Here is a 23,552-nt window from a genome sequence, read left to right on the forward strand (position 1 = left end):
GCCGCCGCTGACTCGCGCAGCGGATTCCGATGGCCGGGTGAAGTGGGCGTGAGCGCACGGCGCGATGGCGGACCTCGCACGAGCATCGGCACAGGCAGCAGCAGCACGCGCATCGCGTGGCCCGCCACCTTCGCGCGCAAGCGCAACGCGCCGCTGCGCGCGGACCATCTGCGCTACGTGCGCCAAACCGCGGAGCGCGGCGAGTTGCATTGCTTCGTGCTGGACTGCTCGGCGTCGATGCTGGGCGGCGAACGTCTCGCGCTCGCCAAGGGCCTGCTGGTGCGCTGCTTCGATTCCGCGGCGCGGGCACGCGTCGAGGTGGCGCTGGTCTCTTTCGGCGGTGTGCGCGCTGACGTGCGCTTCGGTCCGGGCGTGCCGCGCTGGTGGAACGAACGATGGCTCGCGCCCGTGGGCGGCGGAGGCGGAACGCCTTTCGCGCTCGGCCTGCGCACAGCGGGCCAGGTGCTTCAGCGTGCCGCGCGCAGACAACCGGCACAGCACCGCGCGCTCTGGATTCTCACCGACGGCCGCAGCAGCGAACGTCCCGCGAAGCCGGCTTGGGCCGATCGCATCGTGTTCGTGGACTTCGAGCGCGAGGTGCCGGCGCTTCAGGTTTGCGGCCGGCTCGCGCAGGCGTGGGACGCGGAGTGGGTGCGGGCGCAAGCGCTGACCGGATGAGGTGAGCGGCGAGCAGGGCGCGGCAGACCGGTCACGACTGAAAAAAGCCGGCGCGCCAACCCGCCCTTACGCCTCATACCACCGCGGCGTATAGATCCACTCGCCGTGGGGGCCGCCTGCCACGCCGCGCGTGGTCGACGACCCGACGATCACCATCGTGCGCATGTCCACCTGATCGGCGCGCAAGGCGCCCAGCGTCGTCGTGACGAGCGTGGCGCCGGGCCGGCCGATGTCGCGGCCCAGCACCACGCGCGTCTGCGGCGCGCGGTAGCCGCGCACGATGTCGAGCGCGCGGTCGAGCTGCCAGGGCCGCGCGCGGGAAATCGGGTTGTAGAACGCCATCACCAGATCGGCCTCGGCGGCGTGGCGCAGGCGTTGCTCGATGATGCGCCAGGGCTTGAGGTTGTCCGAGAGCGAGAGCATGCAGAAGTCGTGGCCCAGCGGCGCGCCTGCCTGTGCCGCGGTGGCCATCGCCGCCGAAACGCCCGGCACGATGGCGAGTGCCACCTTGCGCCAGCGCGGGTGGTCGGCGGTATCGAGCGCTTCGAGCACGGCGGCTGCCATCGCGAATACGCCGGGGTCGCCGGACGAGACGATCGCGACGCGCCGCCCCTCGCTCGCGAGCGCGAAGGCGTGGCGCGCGCGCTGAAGCTCTTCGCGGTTGTCGGTGGGATGCACGCGCTGATCGTCGCGGAACGGGCCGGCCATGTTCACGTAGGTCGCGTAGCCGAGGATGTCGGTGGCCTCATGGAGCGCCGTGCGTGCGGCCGGCACCATCAGTTCGGCGCTGCCGGGGCCCAGACCCACCACCGTCACGCGTCCGCGCGCCTCGCCCGGCAGAGCCGCCGCAACGGGCCGCGACGCGACCGCAAGGGCAATGCCGTTGTGGTGCGTATGGATTTCGTGAGGCACGCGCAACGCTGTGCGGAGCAGGTGTCCGGCGCGCTCGTGAGGCGCGCTGCCTTGCTCCGTTGCGTCACCGGCGGCGCTAAACCGCAGCGGCACGCCCAATGAGCGCGCCGCTTCTTCGAGGGCGTTGTCGTCCATGCGCTCTTCAGGCGCGAGCAATGCGGCGAGCGCAAGGGGTGCAAGACCTTGCGCTCGCAGCGCCTCGTGAACGCGGTGCACGAGGGAGGCGGCCTTGGTGATTGGCGTGCCGGTCGAGTCGGGTTCGCCATCGGAACCGGAGCGGCTGTGGAGGCCTGGTGCTGCGATTGAGTGGTCGGTCGAGTCCAGATCGTTCTCTTCGCCGCTCGTGTTGTTCTTCGCCGTCAGGTCGTGCGCGCCGTTCTTCGTTGCGCCATCGTTGCAGGCCGTATGCGCGCCATCCGTCGCGTTCAAACCCCCTACCGCCGCCACCACACTCTTCGGATGCACCACGAGTTCATCGCGCCGTTCGTCCGGTACCTGGGCCGTCACGCGGATCGTGAGCCGCGCGGATGCGTCCACCGGCAACGGCACGCCGTCGAGCCACGGCGCTTCGCCTTCTATGCGCGCATGTTCGCCCGCCAGCAGATCGGAGACGAAACGCTTGCCTTGTTCGAGGCTCGCGAGCGCGTAGCCTTCGGGTGGATTGAGCAGGCAGGTGCCGAAGCGCAGTTCGCCGCTCGTCGTGATGGCGGGCGCTACGCCGAGCGTCGCGGCGATCTCGCGCGCCATCACGTTGACGCCCGCAAGTCCGCCCAGCAGCGGCACGACGGCGCTGCCGTCTTCGGCCACGGCGAGCACGGGCGGCTCGCTGCCCTTGTTCGCCAGGGCGGGCGCGAGGCTGCGAATCACGATGCCCGCCGCGCACAGCGCCACGATGGGCGTGCCCTGCGCGTAGAGCGTGCGCAGATGGACGCCGAGTTCGGTGAATGCCACGTCGGCATCCACGCGCGCGTGCAGCCCGTGCAGTTGCGCGCCCGCGTAGCTCGCCTGAATGCGTCGCGCGGTGTCGAGCGCCCCCGGCCCCAGCACGACGATCGCGGGCGGTGCGCTTACCCTTGCCATTTTTCCCCCGGCACGACGAGCAGCGAAAAATACGGCGACGCCATGGGGTCCACCTCCGCGAGCGGCACGATGCGCTGGTTCGCCATCGTGGCGCGCTCCACGTAGAGCGCACGGCTCGCGAGACCCAGTTCATCCAGCACGCGCCGCACCTTCTCGAAGTTCCGGCCCAGTTTCATGACGACGGCCGCATCGGCGTCCTTGAGCCTGCGGCGCAGTTCGTCTTCGGGCAGCACGCCGGAGAGCACCGAAAGGCTCTGGTTGCGATAGACGAGCGGCGCGCCCAGCACCGCCGCGCCGCCCAGCATCGAACAGACGCCGGGCACCACGTCTACGTCGAAGTGGGGCGCGAGGCGGTCGTGCAGGTACATGTACGAGCCGTAGAAGAACGGATCGCCTTCGCAGATCACGGCCACGTCGCGGCCTGCATCCAGATGCGCGCTCACCACGGCGGCGGCCGTGTCGTAGAAGTCCGCGATGATGGCTTCGTACGACAGCGGTGGCGCAAGCGTTTCGGTCGTTACGGGGTAGATGAGGGGCAACTGGATCTGCTCGTGGGCGAGGTGCGCTTCGACGATGCTGAACGCGTTGCCCTTCTTGCCCTTCGCGACGAAATACGCGACCACGGGCGCGGCCTTGAGCAAACGCAGCGCCTTGAGCGTGAGAAGCTCGGGGTCGCCGGGGCCGACGCCGATGCCGTAGAGTCGTCCGCGCTGTGTCGTGCGCTCTGTCGTCCTCTGTGTCGTCATTCAGCCTCCGAGGCGAGCGCGTTCACGGCAGCCGCGGCCATCGCGCTGCCGCCGCGCCGGCCTGCCACGATCACGTAGGGCACGCCGCGGCTGTCGGCGGCGAGCATTGCTTTCGATTCGGCGGCGCCCACGAACCCCACCGGAAAGCCGAGAATCAGCGCGGGCCGCGGCGCGCCCGCGTCGAGCATGTCGAGCAGATGGAAGAGCGCCGTGGGCGCATTGCCGATGGCGACCACGCTGCCTTCCAGATGAGGGCGCCAGAGTTCGAGCGCCGCAGCCGAGCGCGTGTTGCCAAGCTCGCGTGCCAACTGCGGCACGGCCGGGTCGCCGAGCGTGCAGAGCACCGGGTTCGCCGCGGGCAACCGCGCGCGCGTGACGCCTTCGGCCACCATGCGGGCGTCGCAGAGAATCGGGGCGCCGCGCTTGAGTGCCTCGCGCCCCGCCGTGGCGGCGCCCGGCGAAAACCTGAGCGCTTCGACGATATCGACCATGCCGCACGCGTGGATCACGCGCACCGCGAGCTTTTCGAGGTCGGGCGGGATGCGGGAGAGATCGGCCTCGGCGCGTATCGTCGCGAAAGACTCGCGGTAGATGGCCTGGCCGTCGCGGACGTAATCAAGCATGGGAAGAAACTCCGGCGCCCGGGCGTGCCGCGTGAAGGATGCGGGCAGCCTGGTCGAGGGTGAGGTGGGCAGCGAGGCGTTCGCCGAAGCGCGGGTGTTCGAAGCGCGGGTTTTCGGGGCGCGATTTTTTGGGGCGCAAGGCCAGGTCAAGAGCTTCGTTTTCATCGGAAGGCGCTTGCGCGGCCGCCTGCTCGATGCGCCGATAGACGTCGTAGCGTCCCGGTTCCACCGCCAGCAGCGTATAGGGCGCGCAGTGCGCGGCGGCGCACGAGCGCACGCAGCCGCTCAGGTGGACTTCCACGTTCATGTCCGCGGGTAGGTGCGGCGCGAGCACGAGGGCATCGGCTTTCGTGTCGGCATGCGCCTTCACGCAGCCCGGTGAGCCGGCGCACGCGACGAGCCTTGCGAGCGGATGCCGCGCGTCCTGAATCAGTCCGAGTGCATCCAGCCCACGTTCGACCTGCGCTAGCGCGGCCGCTTCGAGGTCGGGCAGCAGCAGGCCTTGCCAGGGCGTGGCGCGCAGCGTCGCGTGGCCGTGCTTTGCGGCGACCTGTTCGACCAGCCGCGCGAGTTCGTGCAGCGCGGGCGCATCGAGCCGACCGAGCGGCGGCTGGGCCCCCACGTACCAGCGTTCGCCATCGCGTTGCCGATGCGCGCCGAATCGCAGCGATGCATCGGCCGGCTGGCGGCGCCACGCGTCGACGGCGGCGTCACGGCGCAACGGAAAATCGATACGGCGTGCCAGGTGTTCGAGCAGCGCGGCCTCGCCGTGGGTGGCGACGAGGTGGCGCATGCGCGTGTCGTCGGGGCCGGCGAGGTCGAGAAAGAGCGTGAGCAGTGCGCGAACCAGCGCGGGCACGTTGGCCGTCTGCACGGCGGCCAGTGCGCAGCGCTGCGTGCACGAAGGCTTGCCCGCGAGGCCGAACGCGAACCACGTTTCGTCGGCATGTTGCTCGGGCGCGATGGCCGAGAGCCAGATGTCGTGCGGATGATCGAGCGCCGCGAGCTGCTCGCCACCGTCGAGCAGCAACGCGAACTTCGGCGAGAGCGCCGCGAAACGCGGCTCGCCTTCCAGCAGCGCGAGCAGTTGCGCGGCGAGCGGACGCGTGTCGATGAGCGCGCCGGCATCGCGGCCCGCGGTGGGACTCACCATCACGTTGCGCACGTCGTCGGCGGCAGCGAGGCGCGGGGTCAACGACGGAGCGTTGCATGACGCGTCAGACGCAAAGGGCGACGCGCCCGGCAGTTGCCGCGGCCCGAGCCCCGCCGCGAGCAGTCGCGCGATCAACGCGGCCTCGTGACCCGCCCGCACGCCGCGTAGTTGCACGTTGGACCGGTTCGTCAGTTCGATCACGCCGGACGCGTGTTCGCTGGCCGCCTCGGCAATCGCGACGGCCTGCGCGGCGAGCAGTTCGCCGCCGGGCAGCTTGATGCGGCACAACCCGCCGTCGCGTGCGTTCACGATGCGCGTAAGCGCGGGACAGGCGGAAGGCCGAAGCGAAAGAGAGAAATCGTGGCTCAATGCGCAGCGCTCGTTCAGTGAAATCGGTGAGAAGGCTCAACGAAGAATCAGGCGTCGCGCTGCGGCCAGGTGCGCTCCCTGCGTGGCGAGGAGAGCACGCTGCACCGGTGCACCCCGCCCGGTGTTGGCTTGCACGAACGTTCTTGCCGGCAGGTCTCCTGGCTCGCAGCTTGCCGGGTTGCCTCATGGACGACGCACGAAAAAACGCGCTGAACACCATGTGCGACCCGGCGTCCGTGCCGGCCTTCCCGGTGGATCGGCTGGCTTGCCCGATCGTCCAGTGGCGCGTGGCGGCGCGGACTTTCTGCTCACAGTTGCGGGGGCAGCCACAGCTTTGCTGTGTTCCCTTTTCAGCCCCGTAGGGCACCGGCGAGGCGGTATTATCCTCTTTTTTGCGACGGGCACGACCCCGTGGCGAGGCCGCATGGAAGCCCGAACAAGCGAAGGCGAGGCGGCACTGATCAAGCTCAAAGGAAACGATGCGATGCCGGCCTGGCTGACGGTGGTGGGGGTAGGGGAAGACGGGTTTGCCGGGCTCGGCCGAGCCGCGCGGCGCGCGTTGCTCGAAGCAGATGTGGTGGTGGGTGGCGAGCGGCACCTCGCCATGCTGCCCGCGCGCATTGGGGCGCAACGCGAGCCCTGGCCCTCGCCGTTTGACATTGCACCGGTGCTCGCGCGTCGCGGCAAGCCGGTGTGCGTGCTCGCGAGCGGCGATCCCATGCTGTACGGCGTAGGCGCTACGCTCGCGCGGGCATTGCCCGCCGACGAATGGCGCGTGCTGCCGGCGCCGTCGTCGCTCTCGCTCGCGGCGGCGCGGCTCGGGTGGGCGTTGCAGGAAGTGGCGGTGGTGTCGCTGGTGGGCCGCCCGCTTGCGGCACTGAATGCGCATCTTCACGACGGCGCGCGCATCTTCGTGCTGAGCCGCGACGGCGGCTCGCCGGCCGCCATCGCGGCGCTGCTGTGCGAGCGCGGGTTCGGTGCCACGCGCATGCACGTGTTCGAGCATCTGGGCGGCGATCGCGAACGGCGCATCGACACGCGCGCAACCGCCTGGCAGACCGACGAAGCAAAGGACGTGGCCGCGCTCAACGTCGTAGCCCTCGCGTGCGAGGCCACCCACGCGCGTTCGTTGCCGCTCACCTGCGGTCTTCCCGACGACGCTTTTCTCAACGACGGCCAACTCACCAGGCGCGACGTACGCGCCATCACACTCGCGCGTCTCGCGCCGCGTCCCGGCGAACTGCTCTGGGACGTGGGCGCGGGCAGCGGCTCGATCGGTATCGAATGGATGCGCGCGCATCCCGCATGTCGCGCCCTTGCTATCGAAGCCGATGCGGGGCGCCAGCGTTTCATCGAGCACAATCGCGACGCGCTCGGCGTGCCCGGGCTCGTGCTGGTGGCGGGCCGTGCGCCCGATGCGCTGGCTGGCTTGCCGGCACCCGATGCCGTGTTCATCGGCGGCGGCGTGACCGTGCCCGGCGTGCTGGAGGCGTGCTGGTCGAACCTGCGCGAAGGCGGCCGGCTCGTGGCCAACGCGGTGACGTTGCAGGGCGATGCTGCGCTCGTGGCATGGCGCGACCGTTGCGGCGGCACGCTCACGCGCATCGCACTCAACGAGGCGCTGCCGCTGGGCAGCTTCGACACATGGCGGCCGGCGCTGCCGGTCACGCTCTACGAAGTCACGAAGCCTTTACCCCCTTTACCCCATGATGGCGGCGCGACCGCTCGCAACGGCGAGCAACGATGATGCGCGACGAAACGTCTGAAACGCCGCGGCCACTGCGCAGCGGCTACACCACGGGAAGCTGTGCGACGGCAACGTCGCTCGCGGCGGCGCGTCTGCTGCTGGGCGGCGAGACAGGTGATGTGGCTGAAATCGTCTTGCCGAAGGGGCAGCACGTTGCGATGAAGCTCAAGTACTGCCGCTTCGTGAACGGTCATGATGGCGCCGAGGGTGCCGAAGCCGGCACCGTGAAAGATGCCGGCGACGACCCCGACGTCACGCACGGCGCGGTGGTCTTCGCGCGCGTGCGATTGAGCACGGAACCCGGCGTGCGCTTTCACGCGGCGCCCGGCGTGGGCACCGTGACGCGCGCCGGGCTCGTCGTGCCCGTCGGCGAACCTGCGATCAATCCCGTGCCGCGCCAGATGATGCGCGACCACCTCGCGCAACTCGCGGCGCAGTATGCGTACACGGGCGGCTTCGAGGTGGCGATCGGCGTGGAAGGCGGCGAGGCTCTCGCGCTCAAGACCATGAACCCGCGGCTCGGCATCGTGGGCGGGCTCTCGATTCTCGGCACCACGGGCATCGTGCGGCCGTTCTCGTGCTCGGCCTACATCGCGTCGATCCATCAAGGCATCGACGTGGCGCGCGCCAACGGCATCACGCATATCGCCGCCTGCACGGGCAACGCGAGCGAAGACGCCATGCGTCGCCGCTACGGCCTGCCCGACATGGCGCTGATCGAAATGGGCGACTTCGCGGGCGCCGTGCTCAAGCATCTGCGTCGCGCGCCCGTCGCCCGGCTCAGCCTGTGCGGTGGATTCGGCAAGTTGAGCAAGCTCGCCGCCGGGCACCTCGATCTGCACAGCCGGCAGTCGAGCATCGATTTGCCGCTGCTCGCGCAATGGGCCGCCGAACACGGCGCGAGCGACGAACTGCAGGCCGCGATGCGCGCGGCCAACACGAGCCAGCAGGCGCTCGCGCTTGCGCAGGCAGAGGGCATCGCGCTGGGGGACATCGTGTGCCGCGAGGCGCTCGAGGTGGCGCGCGGCATCGTGCCGCCCGAAGTCGCCGTGGAAATGTTCGCCATCAACCGCGAGGGCCGCTTCGTCGGCGAAGCACGATGAAGCGCCTGTTACTGCTCGGCGGAACGGGCGATGCGCTCAGGATCGCGCGAGGTCTGGCGCGCGACGACGTCTATAGCCTCGTGGGACTCGGCAAGGTGCCCGGCGATCTGGCATGCCAGGTGCGCGTGGGCGGCTTCGGCGGCAGCGACGGGCTCGCGCGGTATCTGCGCGAGCAGCGCATGGACCTCGTGGTCGATGCGACGCATCCGTATGCGGCGAACATCAGCGGGCATGCGGTCGCGGCGTGCCGCACGGCTCGCGTGCCGTGCTGGGCGCTGCGGCGTTCCGCATGGCAGCCGGGGCCGCACGACGACTGGCGTTTTGTGCGCAACTGGTCCGAACTGATGGCGGCGCTCGCGCCGTTCGCGCGGCCTCTCTTCACCTCGGGGCGCGAGCCGCTCGCGCGTCTCGACGAAATTCCCGCGCATCAATACTGGACCGTGCGCTGCCTCGACGCGCATGCCGGCAACGCGCGTTGCCGCGTGATCGGCGCGCGCGGTCCGTTCACGTTGGAAGGCGAACGTGCGTTGTTCGACGAGTGCGGTACCGACGTCGTGGTCAGCAAGAACAGCGGTGGCGTCGCGACCGAAGCGAAGCTCGACGTGGCGCGCGAACGCGGCTTGCCGGTGATCCTGCTGCAGCGTCCCACGCTGCCCGAAGCGGACCGCGCGTTCGACGACGCAGCAGCGCTGCTCGACGCCATCCGCGCGTGGCGCGCCGCGCACCGGTGGTAATCCGACGAATCATCACGGAGCGAACGAATGACGGTGTACTTCATCGGTGCGGGGCCAGGCGACCCCGAACTCATCACGGTCAAGGGGCAGCGGCTCGTGCGCAGTTGTCCCGTGATCCTGTATGCGGGGTCGCTCGTGCCGCCCGCCGTGCTCGCGGGCAACACGGCTGAACGCGTGGTCAATACGGCGGATCTCGACCTCGATACGATCGTCGCGCTGCTCGCTGAGGCGCATCGAAACGGGCAGCACGTGGCGCGCGTGCATTCGGGCGACCCGTCGCTCTATGGCGCGATCGGCGAGCAGGTTCGCCGCATCCGCGCGCTCGGCATTCCCTACGAAATCGTGCCGGGCGTGACGGCGACGGCGGCGTGCGCGGCGGCGCTCGGCTGCGAACTCACGTTACCCGGCATCTCGCAGACGCTGATTCTCACGCGCTATGCAACGAAGACCGCGATGCCCGAGGGCGAGCAGCTAGGCGACCTCGCGCGTCATCGGTCCACCCTGGCGATTCATCTGGGCGTGCGTCACATGGCGCGCATCGTCGACGAACTGCTGCCCCACTACGGCGCGGACTGCCCCGTCGCGGTGATCTACCGCGCGAGCTGGCCGGACGAGGAACGCGTGACGGGCACGCTCGCCGACATCGCGGGGAAAGTCGGGCAGACCGACATCGAACGCACGGCGCTGATTCTCGTGGGCCGCGTGCTGGCTGCGGAAGGCTTCGCCGATTCGTCGCTGTATGCCAGGGCGCTGACCGGCGGTCAATGAAGGTTGGGCAGGGCGCCAACGCATCTCGCCGACGCATCTGACTGAGCCCAGCCCGTGCGCCGCTGGCGCAATTCGTCATATCCATGTCGGATGCGCGCAAAATTTCCTGACGTGTTCTGACGTCATCCCGATTGGGCCCCGCGATCAATCGTTCGACACGTGTTCGATTCTTCGTTCGATTACCGGGCGCCACACGCAGCTCGTTCATCCGAACCGGGGTATCCCGCGCCCAGCCGGCATGCGCCGGCCGGCGCTTCAGGGCACGTCATGCGAAAACAACTCACCATCCGCGGCGGGCTGGCCGCGACCATCGGCGGCTATACCGTCCTGCTCATGCTCGTGGTCGGCGCCTGCATCGCCGGGCTCTATGCGGGCAACGCCTCGCTCGAAGCCATGTATCGCGACGATACGGCTGCGCTGCTGCATCTGAAAACCAGTTCCGAACGCATGCTCGTGCTGCGCGGCGCGCTGGGCGACGTGGGGCAGATGCTGAGCGCGGGGCAACCGGCGAAAGAGGCGATTGCGCGGCTGCATGAACTGCTCGCGCAAAGCAATGCGGAACTCGACGCCTACACGCGCCTGCATGCGGCCGACGCGGCGGAACAGGCGCTCGTCGCCACGCTGCAGCAACACCGCCAGGCGCTGCTCGATCAGGTGGTCACGAAGGCGCTCGCGCAGCTCGATCAGGACGACACGTTCAATTTTCTCCAGACCCAGCGCGAGATGCCGCCCGCGCTTTTCGCGTCCTACCAGCAGGCCATCGGCGCGCTCGAAGACTTCCAGGTGGCGCGCGAAAAAGCCCGCTACGAAGCGGCGGATGCGCGCCTGCGCAAGCTTGTGGGCGGCATGGCGGGCGTGGCGCTCTTCGCGCTCGTGATCGGCGTGGTGGCGCAGCGCGCGCTCGCAAAGGCGGTGGTGGGGCCCATTCATCTCGCGGTGGATCACTTCCAGAAGATCGCGCAGGGTGACCTCACCGCTCACGTGGTGGCGACGCGCCGAAACGAGATGGCGTACCTGCTCGACGCCCTGAAGCAGATGCAGACAGGGCTCGCGAAGACCGTGCTGCAGGTGCGCACGAGCGCACACACCATCGTGGGCGACGTGCGCGCGATTGCGAGCGGCAACGTCGACCTTTCCGCTCGCACGGAACAGCAGGCGGTTTCGCTCCAGCAGGCGGCCGCGAGCGTCGAGCAACTGACGGCGGCGGTGCGCCAGAACGCCGACAACGCGCGCGACGCGCGCAGCCATGCCGCGGGCGCCGCAGATCTCGCCTCGCGCGGCGGCGATGCCATGCAGCGCGCCGTATCGACGATGGGCTCGATTTCGGAGAGCGCGTCGAAGATCGCGGGCATCGTGAGCGTGATCGAAAGCATCGCGTTCCAGACCAACATCCTCGCGCTCAACGCCGCGGTGGAGGCGGCGCGTGCGGGCGAGCAGGGCCGGGGCTTCGCCGTGGTCGCGGCCGAAGTGCGCGGGCTCGCGCAGCGCTGTGCATCGGCGGCCAAGGAGATCAAGGAACTGATCGGCGACTCGACGCAGCGGGTGGAGGACGGCAGCAAGCTCGTCACACAGGCGGGTTCGACAATGAGCGCGCTCGTCGATGCGGTGGCGCGCGTGAACACGATCATGAACGAGATCAGCCTCGCCTCCGACGAACAGTCCGCCGGCATCGAACAGGTGAACGCCACCGTGACGCAGATGGAGCAGACGATGCAGCGCAACGCGGCGCTCGTGGAGGAAGCATCGGCGGCGGCGCTCTCGCTGGAAGCGCAGAGCGCGCGGCTCTATGAGGCCGTCGCGCAGTTCAACGTGCGGGACGAGGCGATGGCGTGAGCGCATAGGTGTACGGACGCGTTCTGCGGCCTGCGGCGATTCCGGTTAACCTGTGCGCCTCACGCTGCGCACAGGGCGCGGCCGCAACCGCTATCGCTTTCAGGAACGCAATGACCCAACCGCTCAGAATCGATTTCGTCTCCGATATCGCGTGCCCGTGGTGCGCCGTCGGCCTTTCTTCGCTTCAACTTGCGCTCGCACGCCTGGGCAACGAGGTGGACGCGCAGGTCGTGATGCATCCCTTCGAACTGAATCCGCAGATGGGCCCGGGCGGCGAGGCCATTGTGGACTATCTCGGCAAGAAATATGGCCGTACGCCCGAGCAGATCGCCGAGACCCAGACGATGATCGGCGAGCGCGGCGAGAGCGTGGGCTTCACCTTCGGTCCGCGCACGCGCGTCTACAACACGTTCGACGGGCACCGGCTGTTGCACTGGGCCGGCATCGAAGGTAAGCAGTTGCCGCTCAAGCTCGCGCTGCTGCGCGCCTATCACGGCGAAGGCAAAGACCCGAGCGATCACGAAGTGCTGGTGGAGGCGGCGCGATCGGTGGGGCTCGACGCCGACGCGGCGCGCCAGGTGCTGCAAAGCGGCGCCTACGCCGACGAGGTGCGTGCGGAAGAAGCGCAGTACCAGTCGATGGGCATTCAGTCGGTGCCGTCCATCATTTTCAACGGCCGCTATCTCGTGACAGGCGGCCAGCCGGTGGAAGCGTTCGAGCAGGTGGTGCGGCAGGTGCTGGCGGAGGCGCAGGCTTGATGGGGTTGTGAAGCGGCCGTGATCTGCGGCGGGTCTCCAGCGCTCTGCGTGCCCTGTCGGGTACGACAAATGCGGCTCTTGCGCCCATGTGGCGAGCACGGCGCGAGATGTCTTCAAAGCGTTTGCAGACCGTCTGCAAACGCACTGCAAAGCGCTTTGCAGAGTGCGTCACCGCACAAAGCGTCCGTCGCGACGTTGAATTGTCGGCACGGTCTCTTAGAATGCATTGAGCATGGCTCGCTTCGGCGTGGACCCTTCGCCGGAGCGCAGTGGGCTGCGGTCAGGCCTTGCCGCCGGCCGCCAGGGTTTGCGCCGCCGGCCTCTGCGGCGCGTGCGCCGGCCCGTCGGGCCGGGCATCACGGACGGGAGCGGCGAATCATGCAAGACATTCCCGACGGGTCGCGCGTTCCAGTCTGGTGCGCGGCCGTTTTCCTCGTTGCCATGCCGGTGACGGACGCCTTCGCCAAATCGGCATGTCCCGCTTACGTCGAACTGCCTTCGGGCAGCGCATTCGACATTGCCCACCTCGTCAAGGACGCCGGTTCGCCTGAGGCGGCACTCGGCAAAGTGCGCGACGCGCTGGCTCGAATCGATGCGGACGGCGGCTGTCCGCACTCGGTGCGCCCGCTCGTGTGCCAGGAAACGCTGGCCGTCGCGCGAAAAGCGATGGCGGCGCTGCAGGCCTGCTCGTCCTCGCTTTCCGCGCTGCCGCCCGTGCAGCAGACTACGCGCGACGCGGCACGGTAGGCGGGCTGCGTGCGGTTGCCGGCGGGATTTGCCGAAGATCGGCTTGAAGGCTTGAATCCGTGAAGGCTCGAAGGCTCGACGCCGTGAAGGGGCATTGCCGCCGTTCCGCCGTGGCCTCGTTTTCGTCAAGCACCAGCCGAAGGCTTGAAAGATTTTGAAACGCGTGTAATGATAACGATTCGCATCTGGATGCGTGGCGACATGCCGCGCATCGTCCGATGATCGCAACGCAAAACTAATCGTAGCCAGCCTCGCACCTTCGCTCCGCGCGTAAAGGTCGCCCCGCCAGCCAGCATCGCGCCGCCCCCGGTTTCGTTCGACCGGTTGGCGCGTGTTCATCTTCGACGGGGATTCCATGTTCGACAAGAAGCCGCTGGCCACAGCGATGGCACTGCTGTGCGTCACATCGGCCGCCACGCACGCGTCCGCTCAAACCTCATCCGCTGCGGCTGCGGTGCCTGCCGGCGCCAGTGGAACGCGCAGCGCTACAAGCACCACCAGCACCACCAGCGCCCAGGCGAAGGACGGCACCCAGCTTGCCAGCGAAGGCACTTTGCCTGCTGTCGTGGTGTCCAGCGCCACCGACCAGCACGACTTCCAGGCCGACCGCGCGACCGTGGGCGCGAAGACGCCCACGTCGCTGCGGGACATTCCTCAGACCGTTACCGTCATCAACAAGGCGCTGCTCAACTCTCAGGCCGCCACGTCGTTTCAGGACGCGCTGCGCAACGCGCCGGGCGTGACGATCGGCGGCGCGGAGGGCGGGCAGATCGGCAACAACGTGAACCTGCGCGGCTTCACGGCGCAAAACGACATCTACCTGGACGGCTTTCGCGACCGCAACCAGTACTATCGCGACACGTTCGACCTGGAAGCCGTGGAAGTGCTGTACGGGCCTTCGTCGATGCTGTTCGGCCGCGGCTCCACGGGCGGCGTCATCAACCAGGTCACGAAGAAGGCGAATCTCACGCCCTCGGCGGAAATTTCCACGATGATCGGCACCGACGACCGCTACCGCACCGCAGTCGACGTGAACCGGCCGCTCACGGATACGTCGGCGATCCGGCTCAATGCGTTCGGCCAATCGCTCGGCTCGAGTCGCGACGAGATGCACAACAAGGACTACGGCTTTGCGCCCGAAGCGCGCTTCGGTATCGGCACGCCCACCGAGATCACGCTGTCCGCGCTCATCCAGCACAACTACGATCAGCCCGACTACGGCGTGCCGCCGCTCAACGGCCATCCCGCGCCCGTGTCGCGCAACACGTATTACGGCATCACGTCGGACCGCACGATCCAGGACGTGCAGACGTTCAACGCGAGCATCAAGCACCGCTTCAACGACCACTTCACGATCACCAACCGCACGCAGATTTCGCACTCCATGACGGACGCGCGCGAAACCGCGCCGCAGGCGGTGCTCACGGGGCCGCTCGCCACGAGCACCGCGCTCTCGAACGGCAACTACACGCAGATTCCGCTGAGCCAGTTGTACGTGAAGCTGCAAAGCCATGACCGCGTGATCCAGAACCACGCCATCTACAACGACACGATGGCGCAGTACAAATTCACGACTGGCCCCGTCGCGCACGACCTGATCGCGGGCGTCGAACTGGGCCACGAGACTTACTCGAACCAGGCCTACACGCGCGGCAACCTGCCCGTGGTGTCGCTGATCGATCCGGTCTATCTGTCCGATCCGGCCGGCGTGACCACGACGAAGGGAAACTATGCGTCGTCGTCGGCGAATTCGATTGGGACCTACGTCAACGACACGGTCTCGCTCGGCCAGCACTGGAAGGTGGTGGGCGGGCTGCGCTGGGACCGCTACCAAGCGCACATCTCGAACACCATCAACGCGCCTTCGTATGCCGCGCAGACCAACAACTACACGAGCGTGCGCGGCGGTGTGATCTGGCAGCCGAGCGACTGGCAGTCGTATTACGCGTCGTACGGCACGTCGTTCAATCCGTCGCTGGAAGCGCTCACGGTCACGAACCTCACGCAGAACCTGCCGCCCGAAACGACGCGTTCGTTCGAAGTGGGCAGCAAGTGGGACCTGCTGAACGGCAACCTCTCGCTGACCTCGGCGCTGTTCCAGCAGGAAAAGCGCAACGCGCGAACCCAGGTGTCGTCGACGGAATACACGCTCGACGGCGACGTGCGCGTGAACGGTTTCCAGGCGAGCGCGACGGGCCGCCTCACGGAGCGCTGGCAGATCTTCGCGGGTTACACGTACATGGACGCGCGCATCGTCTCCGCACGCGACGGCACCCAGGGCCACGTGCCGGCCAATACGCCGCGCAACACGCTGACGTTGTGGAGCACGTATGCGATCACGCCGCACTGGCAGATTGGCGGCGGGCCGACCTACATGTCCGCGCGCTATGCGGCGAACACGAATCTCGTCGAGGTGGGCGGTTATACGCGCTGGGACGCGATGGCGGGTTATCACACGAAGCGCTACGACGTGCAGTTGAACGTGCTGAATCTGACGAACAAGCGCTACTACGACGCGCTGATTCAGTCGGACGGGGGCCGGTCGGTGCCGGGCATCGGGCGCACGCTGCTGGCGACGGCGAATTACCGGTTCTGAAGCCGGTTCTGAAGCCGGTTTTGAACGCGCTTTCAAGCTCGCCTCTGAATGCGGCGGGCGTCATTCAATCTGTATCGAAGGTCCACCCATGCTGCTGCCCATTCCCGATGTTTTGACCGCCGACCAGGTGCGCTACGTGCGCGAGCGTCTGGAAGGCGCAGGCGACGCGTGGGTGGATGGCCGCGCGACAGCGGGCTATCAGGGCGCGCCCGTGAAGCGCAACCAGCAGATCGCCGAGCATTCGCCGGTGGCGCGCGAACTGGGCGACGTGATCGTGGGCGCCATCGAGTGCAATCCGCTCTTCATCAGCGCGGCGCTGCCGAATCAGGTGTATCCGCCGCTCTTCAATCGCTACGAGAGCGGGATGACGTTCGGCAGTCACGTCGACGGCGCGGTGCGCGTGCTGCCGAACGGCGTGAAGCTGCGCACCGACGTTTCGGCGACGCTCTTCCTGTGCGACCCCGACGAATACGACGGCGGCGAACTCGTGATCGAAGACACCTACGGCATGCATCAGGTCAAGCTGCCGGCCGGGCACATGGTGGTGTATCCCGCAACGAGCCTGCATCAGGTGACGCCGGTCACGCGCGGCACGCGGCTCGCGAGTTTCTTCTGGGTGCAAAGCCTCGTGCGCAGCGACACGCAGCGCGCGCTGCTGTTCGACATGGACACGGCGATCCAGCGCCTCAACGCGACGGGCGCGGACGACGCGGCGCGCCGCAGCCTCGTTGGCTGTTATCACAACCTGCTGCGACTCTGGAGCGAGACGTAGGCCTGAACCGGTAGGACTAGACGGGCAAGCCGCCTGCGTCTCAGCCGGCTTTCTTCACCTGAAAGATCTTCACGGCTTCGGCCAGCGTTTGCGACTGTTCCTGCAGCGACCCGGCCGCCGCCGACGCCTGCTCGACGAGCGCCGCGTTCTGCTGCGTGGCGTTATCGATCTGCGCGATCTCGGTGTGAATCTGCTCGATGCCGGTGCGCTGCGCGGTCGTGGCCGTGCTGATCTCGCCCATGATCTGCTCGGCCTGCTTCACGCTCTTCACGATCTCTTCCATGGTGCGGCCGGCCACGTCCACGAGCCGCACACCCGTTTCGATGCGCTCCACGGAGCGGCTGATGAGCTCGTTGATCTCCTTGGCTGCCGTGGCGCTGCGCTGCGCGAGCGCGCGCACCTCGGTTGCGACCACGGCGAAGCCGCGGCCCTGCTCGCCGGCGCGGGCGGCTTCCACCGCGGCGTTGAGCGCGAGGATGTTGGTCTGGAACGCGATGCTGTCGATCACGCTGATGATGTCGCCGATCTTCGTCGCGCTCGTGTTGATCTCGCCCATCGTCGCGACGACTTCGCTCATCGTGCGCCCGCCTTCGGTAGCCACTTCGCTCGCGGAGGCGACCAGTTCGTTGGCCTGCGCGGCGTGCTCGGCGTTGTTCTTCACGGCGTCCGTGAGCGCGGCGATGGAGTGCGCCGTGCGCTGCAGGCTCAGTGCCTGCTGCTCGGTGCGCGTGCTCAAGTCGTTGTTGCCGGCGGCGATCTCGCACGAGGCCTGCGCCACCGTCTCCGCGGACTGTCGGACTTCGGCGATAGTCGACTGGAGCTTCTTGCGCATCATGTTGAGTTCGTAGTTGAGCCACGCGATTTCGTCGCGACCGGCCGATTCGATCTTCGTCGCCAGATCGCCGCCCGCAATGCGGCCCACGGTAGCGACCACGCCCTCGACCGGCGTCTTGATGGCGCGCCGGATGCCCCAGCCAAGCATCACGCCTACCGCGACCGCCAGCCCCGACGACACGATCACCACCGGCACGAGCGCGCTCGCCGCTGTGCTTGTGGCGGTGCCCGCGGCGTGCTCCGAACTGGCGAGTTGCACCGCCCATAGCGCGGCGCCGCTCGCGCAGAGCACGAGCAGGATCATTGCGGCGAAGCCTGCGGAAATACGCGTCGTGAGACGGAAATTGGAGAGTCGGATCACAGTCACCTCGGTCACGCTTTTATAAAGGCTGCCAGGCACGCGGCTCGAGTGGCGCGCGAGGCATCGGCGCGATGTTCCATTCCGCGGCCGGCCAGCATCTACGCGTTATTACGGCAAGGCGGGGGACGGCGACTCACGGGGGTTTACGCGAAGCGTGCAACAGACTTGCAGCGTTTTTTCGGGCGATGCATAAGCGATCGTTTAGTCAATTCGCGCGGCGGCTTGGCGGGGCGCTTTCTGGGCCCGTCTTTGGACCGGTTGTTGGGCTGCTTTCCGGTCTGCTTTCCCGGTCGCTTGCCGGCGATGGCGGGCGGCTGCCCGTGCGGGGTGCTTTGCCTTCGTATTCGGGCAGGGGCGGGAGGTGCGCATCGAGCCCGAGGCGGGTCATCAGGCGGCGCGCGTCGAACGGTGCGCGCACCTTCACGTCGTTGTCGAAATAGCAGAAGACATCGCGTTGGCCGCGCGGCTTCGGTGCCGGGCGGCCGATGCGCCGGGCGTCCGCGGGCTCCGCGCCCGCATGCCAGGCCGCGATCCGTTCGGCCCAACGGGCGAGGGCGTCGTCGGGATAGGCGCCGTGGTACATCTGCTCGCTGCCATGCAGCCGCAGATAGACGAAGTCGCTCGTCACGTCTTCGGCATAGGGCCACTTGCCGGCGGAATGCGCGAACACGAGTGCGATGCGATGGCGGCGCAGCAGATCGACGAAGGTTTCGCAGAGGAAGCTTTCGTGCCGGATCTCGATGGCGTGGCGCAGCGGCCGCTTGCGGTCGATAGCCAGAGTCGAGCGGCCGGCAACGCGCTCATCGTGATGCTCGCGTGCGAAGTCGAGCGCCGCTTGCGTGTCGCGCGGCAGCAGGGCGAAGAAGTGCTCGAAGCGCTCGGCGTCGAACCGAAACGAGCCCGGAAACTGCCAGAGCAAGACGCCCAGCTTTTCCTTGAGTTCGAAGACGCCCGATGCGAGGAAGTTGCCAAACGCGGCTTCGATGTTCTTGAGGCGCAACCGATGCGTCAAGAAGCGCGGCGCCTTGACGGCGAAGACGAAGCCGGGCGGCGTCTGCTCGTAGAACCCGGCGTAATCGGACGGGCGCATGAGGCTGTAGAACGACCCGTTGATTTCGATAGTGGGCAACGCCTGCGCGGCGTAGTGCAGTTCCTGCGCCTGCCGCAGTTCGGGCGGATAGAACACGCCGCGCCACGGCGCATAGCGCCAACCCGAAATGCCGATGCGGATGGTTTTCATGCCGTCCCCCTTGTTTCCCTTATCGCGGCGCGCCGGCGCCGGATATCGGGTGAGACAGCGTGAACGCGGACGGCGTTTCGCTGGCGAGCGAGCGCATCGGGGCGTGACGTCCCGAATGTTTGTTCGCAACTAACGGTCTGTCCCGCAGGGCACCTCCGGATCGGTTCCGGTCACCTGCCTGCTCGATCCATCGTGCTTCGCCGGCTGGCAAGCGACCGGGGCGGGCAGGTATGCCGGTCAGCGGTTCCCGTCAAGCAGGTCGTTCAGCAATTCGTCGAACGCTGCCTGGGCTTCTTCGAGTTCCTCCAGCGCGGCGTCGAACGTCTGCAAGGCGAGTTGCGACGGGCGTCCGTCGCCCTTGGGCGGAAACTGGGACTGAAGGGCGGCAAAGGTGGTGTGGACGCGCTGCGTCGCCGCGAGCACACGGTCCATTGCGCGGGTTTCTTCGGCTCGTGCTTCTTCGGGTGTCATGGATGCTCCGTCAGGTTCAAATCAGATTCGGGAAAAACGGCCCGCGTTCGGCGGGACCGTGGATCGGAGTGGATCGGGCGTGCGGCGCGCTGCGGAAGGCGACGGTGCGAGCGACGACGAGATCCGCCCGCAGGGCGGCAAGGTCTCTGCGGCGCGGCCGCCAACCCGTGCTGCTCACGGCACGGGCAGTCCGCCGTTGGCCTTCACTTCGCGCAGCGACAGCGACGATTCCACGGACGTCACGCCCGGCAGGCAGCGAAGCTCGTCGCGCATGAACGTACCGTAGTCGTCCAGGTCGCGGGCAACGACCTGCAGGATGTAATCGGCACTGCCCGAGACGTTATGACACGACAGGATGCGGGGAATGGCCAACACCTCGCGTTCGAAGCGGTCGGCGAGCGCGCGGTCGTGGACGGCGAAGCGCACGTACACGAACGCCACCACACCGAGCCCGAGCGCTTCGCGCGAGAGCATGGCCCGGTACCGCTCGATATAGCCTTCCTGTTCGAGTCGTTTCAGACGCCGAGCACAGGGCGTTTCGCTGAGCCCCACCGTTTCGGCGAGGCGCGCGTTCGGGATGCGGCCATCCGCCTGTACGGCGGAGAGGATGGCGCGGTCAATCCTGTCGAGTTCGGGGTTGTTCACGGCGAAAATGGAATTCTCGAAATTAAGTGTGGATGTTAGCGTATTCCTCCAGGCGAAGCCGGTCACGGACTGAAAGTCGCCAGACATCCCTCGTGTGGCGATAGCAAGATAGAGCCCGACAAAACGGGTTCCTGCCGGGGTTTTCTGCGATGGTTTCCACTCACCTTCTGGTCGTCTTCGTTGCCGCACTGATCGTTGTCTATGCCTTGCCGGGCCCCGACATGGCCTTGATCCTGCAAACCAGTATCGGACGAGGCGTGCGCAGCGGCCTCGCGGCCGCAGCCGGCCTGGGCACGGCGCGCGCGACGCACGTGACGCTGTCTGCGTGCGGCGTGGCCGCGCTGCTTCACAACGCACCCTGGCTCTACGAGGCGGTGCGGTATGCGGGCGCGGTTTATCTGGCATGGGTCGCCGTGCAGATATTCCGTTCGCCCGTGTTTGCGTTGCCGGGGGCCGGAGCTGGCGATAGTCGCGCGGCCACGCCTCGTCAGCCTGCGGCCAGCGCAGCCGCGGTGTCGGCGGCGCTGCAGCGGCCGCGGCGCGTCGACTTCGTCAAGGGGCTGCTGACGAACCTGCTCAACCCGAAGGCCCTGCTGTTCTGCTCAGTCCTATTGCCCCAGTTCGTGCGTGCCGACGCTGGCCCCGTGGCGTTTCAGGTGACGGAGCTGGGCGTCGTGCTGGTCACAATGGGCGCGTGCTTCGACGCCCTCTACGTGCTGGGTGCGGCACGCATCGCGAACTGGGTCCGCGCGCATCCACTCGCGCAGACTACGCAGCGCTGGGCATTTTCCGCTGCGCTGATCGGGTTCGCGGTGCGACTCTCGCTCGATTGAGGCGATTGAAGCGATTGTTGAGGCGATTGTTGAGGCGATTTGGGCGATCAAGACCGCCGCAGCGGCATTCTCCACCGCCTTCTACATCTTCAAGCGCCCCGCTTTGCTCCGAGGTAATCCAGCTTGCCCAGTTCCACACCGTTGTGGCGGAGGATGTCGTAGGCCGTGGTCACGTGGAAGAAGAAATTGGGCAGCACGAAGTGCAGCAGATAGCTCATGCCCGTGAATTCGATGGGGCCGGTGCGCATCTTGAGCGTGATCGTGCGCTCTTCGGAGCCGTCGATCTGCGCGGGCTTGAATTCCTTCAGGTAATCGATCGTCTTCTGGATGCGGGCCTGCAATTCGTCGAACGTGAATTCGACGTCCTCGTAGCGCGGCGCTTCCACGTCGGCCAACCGCGCAGCACAGCCTTTGGCGGTGTCGGTCGCGATATGGATCTGGCGCGCGAGCGGCAGCATGTCCGGGAACAGGCGTGCGCCCGTGAACACCGAAGGATCGATCTGCTTTTCGGCCGCGTGCGCTTCGCCTTTGCCCAGAATGGCTTGCAGGTTGGTCAAGCCGTGCAGCAGCACGGGCACCGATGCTTGATACATGGAAATGGACATGGGAATTCCTCGTTCTTCGATAGTGTGCGCCGCGCTTCGCCCGGTTGCGCACTGCGACGCACCGGAAGCTGCGGGCGGCCCATTATGCGTCATCTTCTGAATGCGTCGCCATCGGCCATACGGACAGGTGCCCGTGCGGAGGAACTGTGCTTGAATGGTTTTGTCGGACGGTTCTGCGCTATCCCACTGAAACGAAAATCCCCTCGGGTTCGAATCGCAGCGTGCGTGCTGCGGCCGTGCCCGGCGCGGGCAACGCGTGGCTACCGTCGTGCATTCCGGAGGTGTCGAAACCATGGCGAAACATCCGCTGGCAGGAAGTGAGCGTGCAGTTGCTGAAGGATCAAAGGTGGTTGGGCATTGCGACCCGGCCGAGGTAATCGAGGTGGTGGTCATGCTGCGTCGCCGGGACGAACCGGCGTTTCACGCGCTCATGCAGAAGCTGGAGTCCGGCGCCCCGGACGCGAAGCCGCTTTCGAGGGAAGAGTTCGCGAAGCGCTTCGGCACGCCCGCTGACGACCTTGCCAAGGTGCAGGCTTTCGCGGCGCAGCATGGGTTGACCGTCGTCCGTTCCGACGCCGCCGCGTGCACCGTCGTACTGAAGGGCACGATTGCCGAATTCCAGAAGGCGTTCGACGTCGAATTGCAGCATTACGAGCATCACACCATCGGCCGCTATCGCGGGCGCACCGGGCCGGTCAACTTGCCAGACGATCTGCACGGCGTCGTCACCGCCGTGCTCGGGCTGGACAATCGTCCGCAGGCGCGGCCGCACTTTCGTATCCGCCCCCCGTTCCGGCCGGCCCAGGCGCGCGAAACCGCGTCGTTCACGCCGCCGCAGTTGGCCGCGCTCTACGACTTTCCGGCTGGCGACGGCGCCGGCCAATGCATTGGCGTCATCGAACTGGGCGGCGGATATCGCAACGCCGACCTGCAGCAGTATTTCTCGAGCCTCGGCGTGCCGGCGCCGAAGGTGGTGGCCGTGGGCGTGGACCAGGGCAGCAACCTGCCGACAGGCGACCCGGGCGGGCCCGACGGCGAAGTAGCGCTCGATATCGAGATCGCGGGCGCCGTTGCGCCGGGCGCGACCATCGCTGTCTATTTCACTCAGAACAGCGATGCCGGCTTCGTCGACGCGGTGAGCCGTGCGGTGCACGACACCACGCACAAGCCATCCGTCATCGCGATCAGTTGGGGAGCGCCGGAAACGGCGTGGACAGCGCAATCCCTGCAGGCCTTCAACAACGTGCTGCAAGCCGCGGTCGCGGTGGGCGTCACGGTATGTGTGGCATCGGGCGACAGTGGATCGAGCGACGGGGTGAGCGACGGCGCAGATCACGTCGACTTTCCTGCATCGAGCCCTTATGTGCTTGCCTGCGGCGGCACGAGCGTGCAGGCATCGGGTCAGTCGGTGACGAGCGAAACCGTCTGGAACGACGGACCTTCAGGCGGCGCGGGCGGTGGCGGGGTGAGCGGGGCGTTCCCGGTCCCTGCCTGGCAGGAAGGCTTGAGCGTAACGCGAACCGGTGGTTCGAAAATTGCGCTTTCCGGCCGCGGCGTGCCCGATGTTGCGGGAGACGCATCGCCTGCAACAGGCTATGAGGTGCTGGTGGACGGCACGCAAACGGTGGTGGGCGGAACGAGCGCCGTGGCGCCGTTGTGGGCGGGACTGATCGCGCGCATCAATGCAGCGAAGGGCCAGCCGGCCGGGTTCATCAATCCGAAGCTGTATAAGGCTCAACGCGTGTGCAACGACATCACCCAGGGCAACAACGGCAGTTTCGAGGCGGCGCCGGGCTGGGACGCCTGCACGGGGCTTGGCAGCCCCAATGGTCAGAAAATCGCCGCGGCTCTATAGTCGTTGGCGAACGTGGTGTGGTGAAAGGGCCGCCGGCTTGCCGGCGGTTTCCGTCTGGCGCGGCTCGCCACCGGGCGGTCGCGTGGCGT

21 protein-coding genes and 1 riboswitch are annotated in these 23,552 nt (G+C 67.5%); of the genes, 12 read left to right on the forward strand and 9 right to left on the reverse strand.

Annotation, left to right across the window (positions count from 1 at the left end):
• The first annotated feature begins 48 nt into the window (after positions 1-48).
• The gene (locus P2869_RS22350) at positions 49-678 is read left to right on the forward strand and encodes a VWA domain-containing protein (protein WP_277599596.1); all 630 of its coding nucleotides are present in this window, start codon (positions 49-51) and stop codon (positions 676-678) included.
• A 66-nt stretch (positions 679-744) separates the two neighbouring features.
• Here P2869_RS22350 and cobJ read toward each other — a convergent pair whose 3' ends face one another.
• The 4 genes from cobJ to cobG are packed head-to-tail and all read right to left on the reverse strand — an operon-like array spanning position 745 to position 5,561.
• Positions 745-2,670 carry a precorrin-3B C(17)-methyltransferase gene (gene cobJ, locus P2869_RS22355; protein WP_277599597.1) on the reverse strand — a complete coding sequence of 642 codons (1,926 nt, stop codon included), beginning with the start codon at positions 2,668-2,670 and terminating at the stop codon, positions 745-747.
• On the reverse strand, positions 2,658-3,416 hold the full coding sequence (locus P2869_RS22360) for a precorrin-2 C(20)-methyltransferase (protein WP_277599598.1): 759 nt from the start codon (positions 3,414-3,416) through the stop codon (positions 2,658-2,660). The genes cobJ and P2869_RS22360 overlap by 13 nt, the downstream gene beginning before the upstream one ends.
• Positions 3,413-4,039, reverse strand: a complete 627-nt coding sequence (locus P2869_RS22365; protein WP_277599599.1) for a precorrin-8X methylmutase — start codon at positions 4,037-4,039, stop codon at positions 3,413-3,415. Before P2869_RS22365 ends, P2869_RS22360 begins: the two co-directional genes overlap by 4 nt.
• Entirely contained in the window at positions 4,032-5,561 is a 1,530-nt protein-coding gene (cobG, locus tag P2869_RS22370; RefSeq protein ID WP_277599600.1) for a precorrin-3B synthase, read from the reverse strand. The genes P2869_RS22365 and cobG overlap by 8 nt, the downstream gene beginning before the upstream one ends.
• Before the next feature lie 130 nt (positions 5,562-5,691).
• Positions 5,692-5,947: riboswitch (cobalamin riboswitch) on the reverse strand.
• Between the two features lie 98 nt (positions 5,948-6,045).
• Here cobG and cbiE point away from each other — a divergent pair.
• The 9 genes from cbiE to P2869_RS22415 all read left to right on the forward strand — a co-directional run bounded on the left by cbiE (position 6,046) and on the right by P2869_RS22415 (position 16,619).
• A complete protein-coding gene (cbiE, locus tag P2869_RS22375; protein WP_277599820.1) occupies positions 6,046-7,308 on the forward strand; it encodes a precorrin-6y C5,15-methyltransferase (decarboxylating) subunit CbiE in 1,263 nt (420 codons plus the stop codon).
• Positions 7,308-8,411 (forward strand): cobalt-precorrin-5B (C(1))-methyltransferase, encoded by a 1,104-nt coding sequence (locus P2869_RS22380; protein WP_277599821.1) that lies wholly within the window; start codon positions 7,308-7,310, stop codon positions 8,409-8,411. Before cbiE ends, P2869_RS22380 begins: the two co-directional genes overlap by 1 nt.
• Complete coding sequence (locus P2869_RS22385) at positions 8,408-9,145, forward strand: cobalt-precorrin-6A reductase (RefSeq protein WP_277599601.1); 738 nt, start codon at positions 8,408-8,410, stop codon at positions 9,143-9,145. Before P2869_RS22380 ends, P2869_RS22385 begins: the two co-directional genes overlap by 4 nt.
• Before the next feature lie 27 nt (positions 9,146-9,172).
• Positions 9,173-9,913 carry a precorrin-4 C(11)-methyltransferase gene (gene cobM, locus P2869_RS22390; protein ID WP_277599602.1) on the forward strand — a complete coding sequence of 247 codons (741 nt, stop codon included), beginning with the start codon at positions 9,173-9,175 and terminating at the stop codon, positions 9,911-9,913.
• A 267-nt stretch (positions 9,914-10,180) separates the two neighbouring features.
• Positions 10,181-11,746, forward strand: coding sequence for a methyl-accepting chemotaxis protein (locus P2869_RS22395; RefSeq protein ID WP_277599603.1), 1,566 nt, complete (start codon positions 10,181-10,183; stop codon positions 11,744-11,746).
• A gap of 110 nt (positions 11,747-11,856) precedes the next feature.
• The gene (locus tag P2869_RS22400; RefSeq protein WP_017778286.1) at positions 11,857-12,504 is read left to right on the forward strand and encodes a DsbA family oxidoreductase; all 648 of its coding nucleotides are present in this window, start codon (positions 11,857-11,859) and stop codon (positions 12,502-12,504) included.
• Positions 12,505-12,882: 378 nt separating this feature from the next.
• Positions 12,883-13,251 (forward strand): hypothetical protein, encoded by a 369-nt coding sequence (locus P2869_RS22405; RefSeq protein WP_199541265.1) that lies wholly within the window; start codon positions 12,883-12,885, stop codon positions 13,249-13,251.
• Between the two features lie 355 nt (positions 13,252-13,606).
• Complete coding sequence (locus P2869_RS22410) at positions 13,607-15,847, forward strand: TonB-dependent siderophore receptor (RefSeq protein ID WP_277599604.1); 2,241 nt, start codon at positions 13,607-13,609, stop codon at positions 15,845-15,847.
• A gap of 88 nt (positions 15,848-15,935) precedes the next feature.
• The gene (locus P2869_RS22415; protein ID WP_017778289.1) at positions 15,936-16,619 is read left to right on the forward strand and encodes a Fe2+-dependent dioxygenase; all 684 of its coding nucleotides are present in this window, start codon (positions 15,936-15,938) and stop codon (positions 16,617-16,619) included.
• 40 nt (positions 16,620-16,659) lie between these two features.
• Here the strand turns inward: P2869_RS22415 and P2869_RS22420 are convergent, their stop codons facing one another.
• The 4 genes from P2869_RS22420 to P2869_RS22435 all read right to left on the reverse strand — a co-directional run bounded on the left by P2869_RS22420 (position 16,660) and on the right by P2869_RS22435 (position 20,170).
• Positions 16,660-17,814 carry a methyl-accepting chemotaxis protein gene (locus P2869_RS22420; protein WP_277599605.1) on the reverse strand — a complete coding sequence of 385 codons (1,155 nt, stop codon included), beginning with the start codon at positions 17,812-17,814 and terminating at the stop codon, positions 16,660-16,662.
• 205 nt (positions 17,815-18,019) lie between these two features.
• Positions 18,020-19,054, reverse strand: coding sequence for a DUF72 domain-containing protein (locus tag P2869_RS22425; RefSeq protein ID WP_277599606.1), 1,035 nt, complete (start codon positions 19,052-19,054; stop codon positions 18,020-18,022).
• A 237-nt stretch (positions 19,055-19,291) separates the two neighbouring features.
• The gene (locus P2869_RS22430; RefSeq protein ID WP_042303213.1) at positions 19,292-19,525 is read right to left on the reverse strand and encodes a hypothetical protein; all 234 of its coding nucleotides are present in this window, start codon (positions 19,523-19,525) and stop codon (positions 19,292-19,294) included.
• A gap of 174 nt (positions 19,526-19,699) precedes the next feature.
• Positions 19,700-20,170 carry an Lrp/AsnC family transcriptional regulator gene (locus P2869_RS22435; protein ID WP_026122149.1) on the reverse strand — a complete coding sequence of 157 codons (471 nt, stop codon included), beginning with the start codon at positions 20,168-20,170 and terminating at the stop codon, positions 19,700-19,702.
• Between the two features lie 149 nt (positions 20,171-20,319).
• Here P2869_RS22435 and P2869_RS22440 point away from each other — a divergent pair, with 149 nt between their 5' ends.
• Positions 20,320-21,003 carry a LysE family translocator gene (locus P2869_RS22440; protein ID WP_277599607.1) on the forward strand — a complete coding sequence of 228 codons (684 nt, stop codon included), beginning with the start codon at positions 20,320-20,322 and terminating at the stop codon, positions 21,001-21,003.
• A gap of 89 nt (positions 21,004-21,092) precedes the next feature.
• On the opposite strand, the gene P2869_RS22445 is transcribed toward P2869_RS22440, so the two are convergent.
• Positions 21,093-21,608: a DUF1993 domain-containing protein gene (locus tag P2869_RS22445; protein ID WP_017778295.1), complete on the reverse strand. Its 516-nt coding sequence runs from the start codon at positions 21,606-21,608 to the stop codon at positions 21,093-21,095.
• 292 nt (positions 21,609-21,900) lie between these two features.
• On the opposite strand from P2869_RS22445, the gene P2869_RS22450 reads away from it, so the two are divergent.
• A complete protein-coding gene (locus P2869_RS22450; RefSeq protein ID WP_277599608.1) occupies positions 21,901-23,463 on the forward strand; it encodes a S53 family peptidase in 1,563 nt (520 codons plus the stop codon).
• The last annotated feature ends 89 nt before the right edge of the window (positions 23,464-23,552 follow it).

Origin of the sequence: Paraburkholderia sp. SUR17 (genome assembly GCF_029536165.1) — a bacterium.
GTDB lineage: Bacteria > Pseudomonadota > Gammaproteobacteria > Burkholderiales > Burkholderiaceae > Paraburkholderia > Paraburkholderia kururiensis.

Bases quoted from the DNA above. Each gene is read 5' to 3' on its own strand.
- cobJ (WP_277599597.1), bottom strand. From the start codon at position 2,670: ATGGCAAGGGTAAGCGCACCGCCCGCGATCGTCGTGCTGGGGCCGGGG.
- cobM (WP_277599602.1), top strand. From the start codon at position 9,173: ATGACGGTGTACTTCATCGGTGCGGGGCCAGGCGACCCCGAACTCATC.
- P2869_RS22430 (WP_042303213.1), bottom strand. From the start codon at position 19,525: ATGACACCCGAAGAAGCACGAGCCGAAGAAACCCGCGCAATGGACCGT.
- P2869_RS22415 (WP_017778289.1), top strand. From the start codon at position 15,936: ATGCTGCTGCCCATTCCCGATGTTTTGACCGCCGACCAGGTGCGCTAC.
- P2869_RS22405 (WP_199541265.1), top strand. From the start codon at position 12,883: ATGCAAGACATTCCCGACGGGTCGCGCGTTCCAGTCTGGTGCGCGGCC.
- P2869_RS22380 (WP_277599821.1), top strand. From the start codon at position 7,308: ATGCGCGACGAAACGTCTGAAACGCCGCGGCCACTGCGCAGCGGCTAC.
- P2869_RS22385 (WP_277599601.1), top strand. From the start codon at position 8,408: ATGAAGCGCCTGTTACTGCTCGGCGGAACGGGCGATGCGCTCAGGATC.
- P2869_RS22365 (WP_277599599.1), bottom strand. From the start codon at position 4,039: ATGCTTGATTACGTCCGCGACGGCCAGGCCATCTACCGCGAGTCTTTC.
- P2869_RS22395 (WP_277599603.1), top strand. From the start codon at position 10,181: ATGCGAAAACAACTCACCATCCGCGGCGGGCTGGCCGCGACCATCGGC.
- P2869_RS22445 (WP_017778295.1), bottom strand. From the start codon at position 21,608: ATGTCCATTTCCATGTATCAAGCATCGGTGCCCGTGCTGCTGCACGGC.
- P2869_RS22450 (WP_277599608.1), top strand. From the start codon at position 21,901: ATGGCGAAACATCCGCTGGCAGGAAGTGAGCGTGCAGTTGCTGAAGGA.
- P2869_RS22410 (WP_277599604.1), top strand. From the start codon at position 13,607: ATGTTCGACAAGAAGCCGCTGGCCACAGCGATGGCACTGCTGTGCGTC.
- P2869_RS22425 (WP_277599606.1), bottom strand. From the start codon at position 19,054: ATGAAAACCATCCGCATCGGCATTTCGGGTTGGCGCTATGCGCCGTGG.
- cbiE (WP_277599820.1), top strand. From the start codon at position 6,046: ATGCCGGCCTGGCTGACGGTGGTGGGGGTAGGGGAAGACGGGTTTGCC.
- P2869_RS22440 (WP_277599607.1), top strand. From the start codon at position 20,320: ATGGTTTCCACTCACCTTCTGGTCGTCTTCGTTGCCGCACTGATCGTT.
- P2869_RS22400 (WP_017778286.1), top strand. From the start codon at position 11,857: ATGACCCAACCGCTCAGAATCGATTTCGTCTCCGATATCGCGTGCCCG.
- P2869_RS22360 (WP_277599598.1), bottom strand. From the start codon at position 3,416: ATGACGACACAGAGGACGACAGAGCGCACGACACAGCGCGGACGACTC.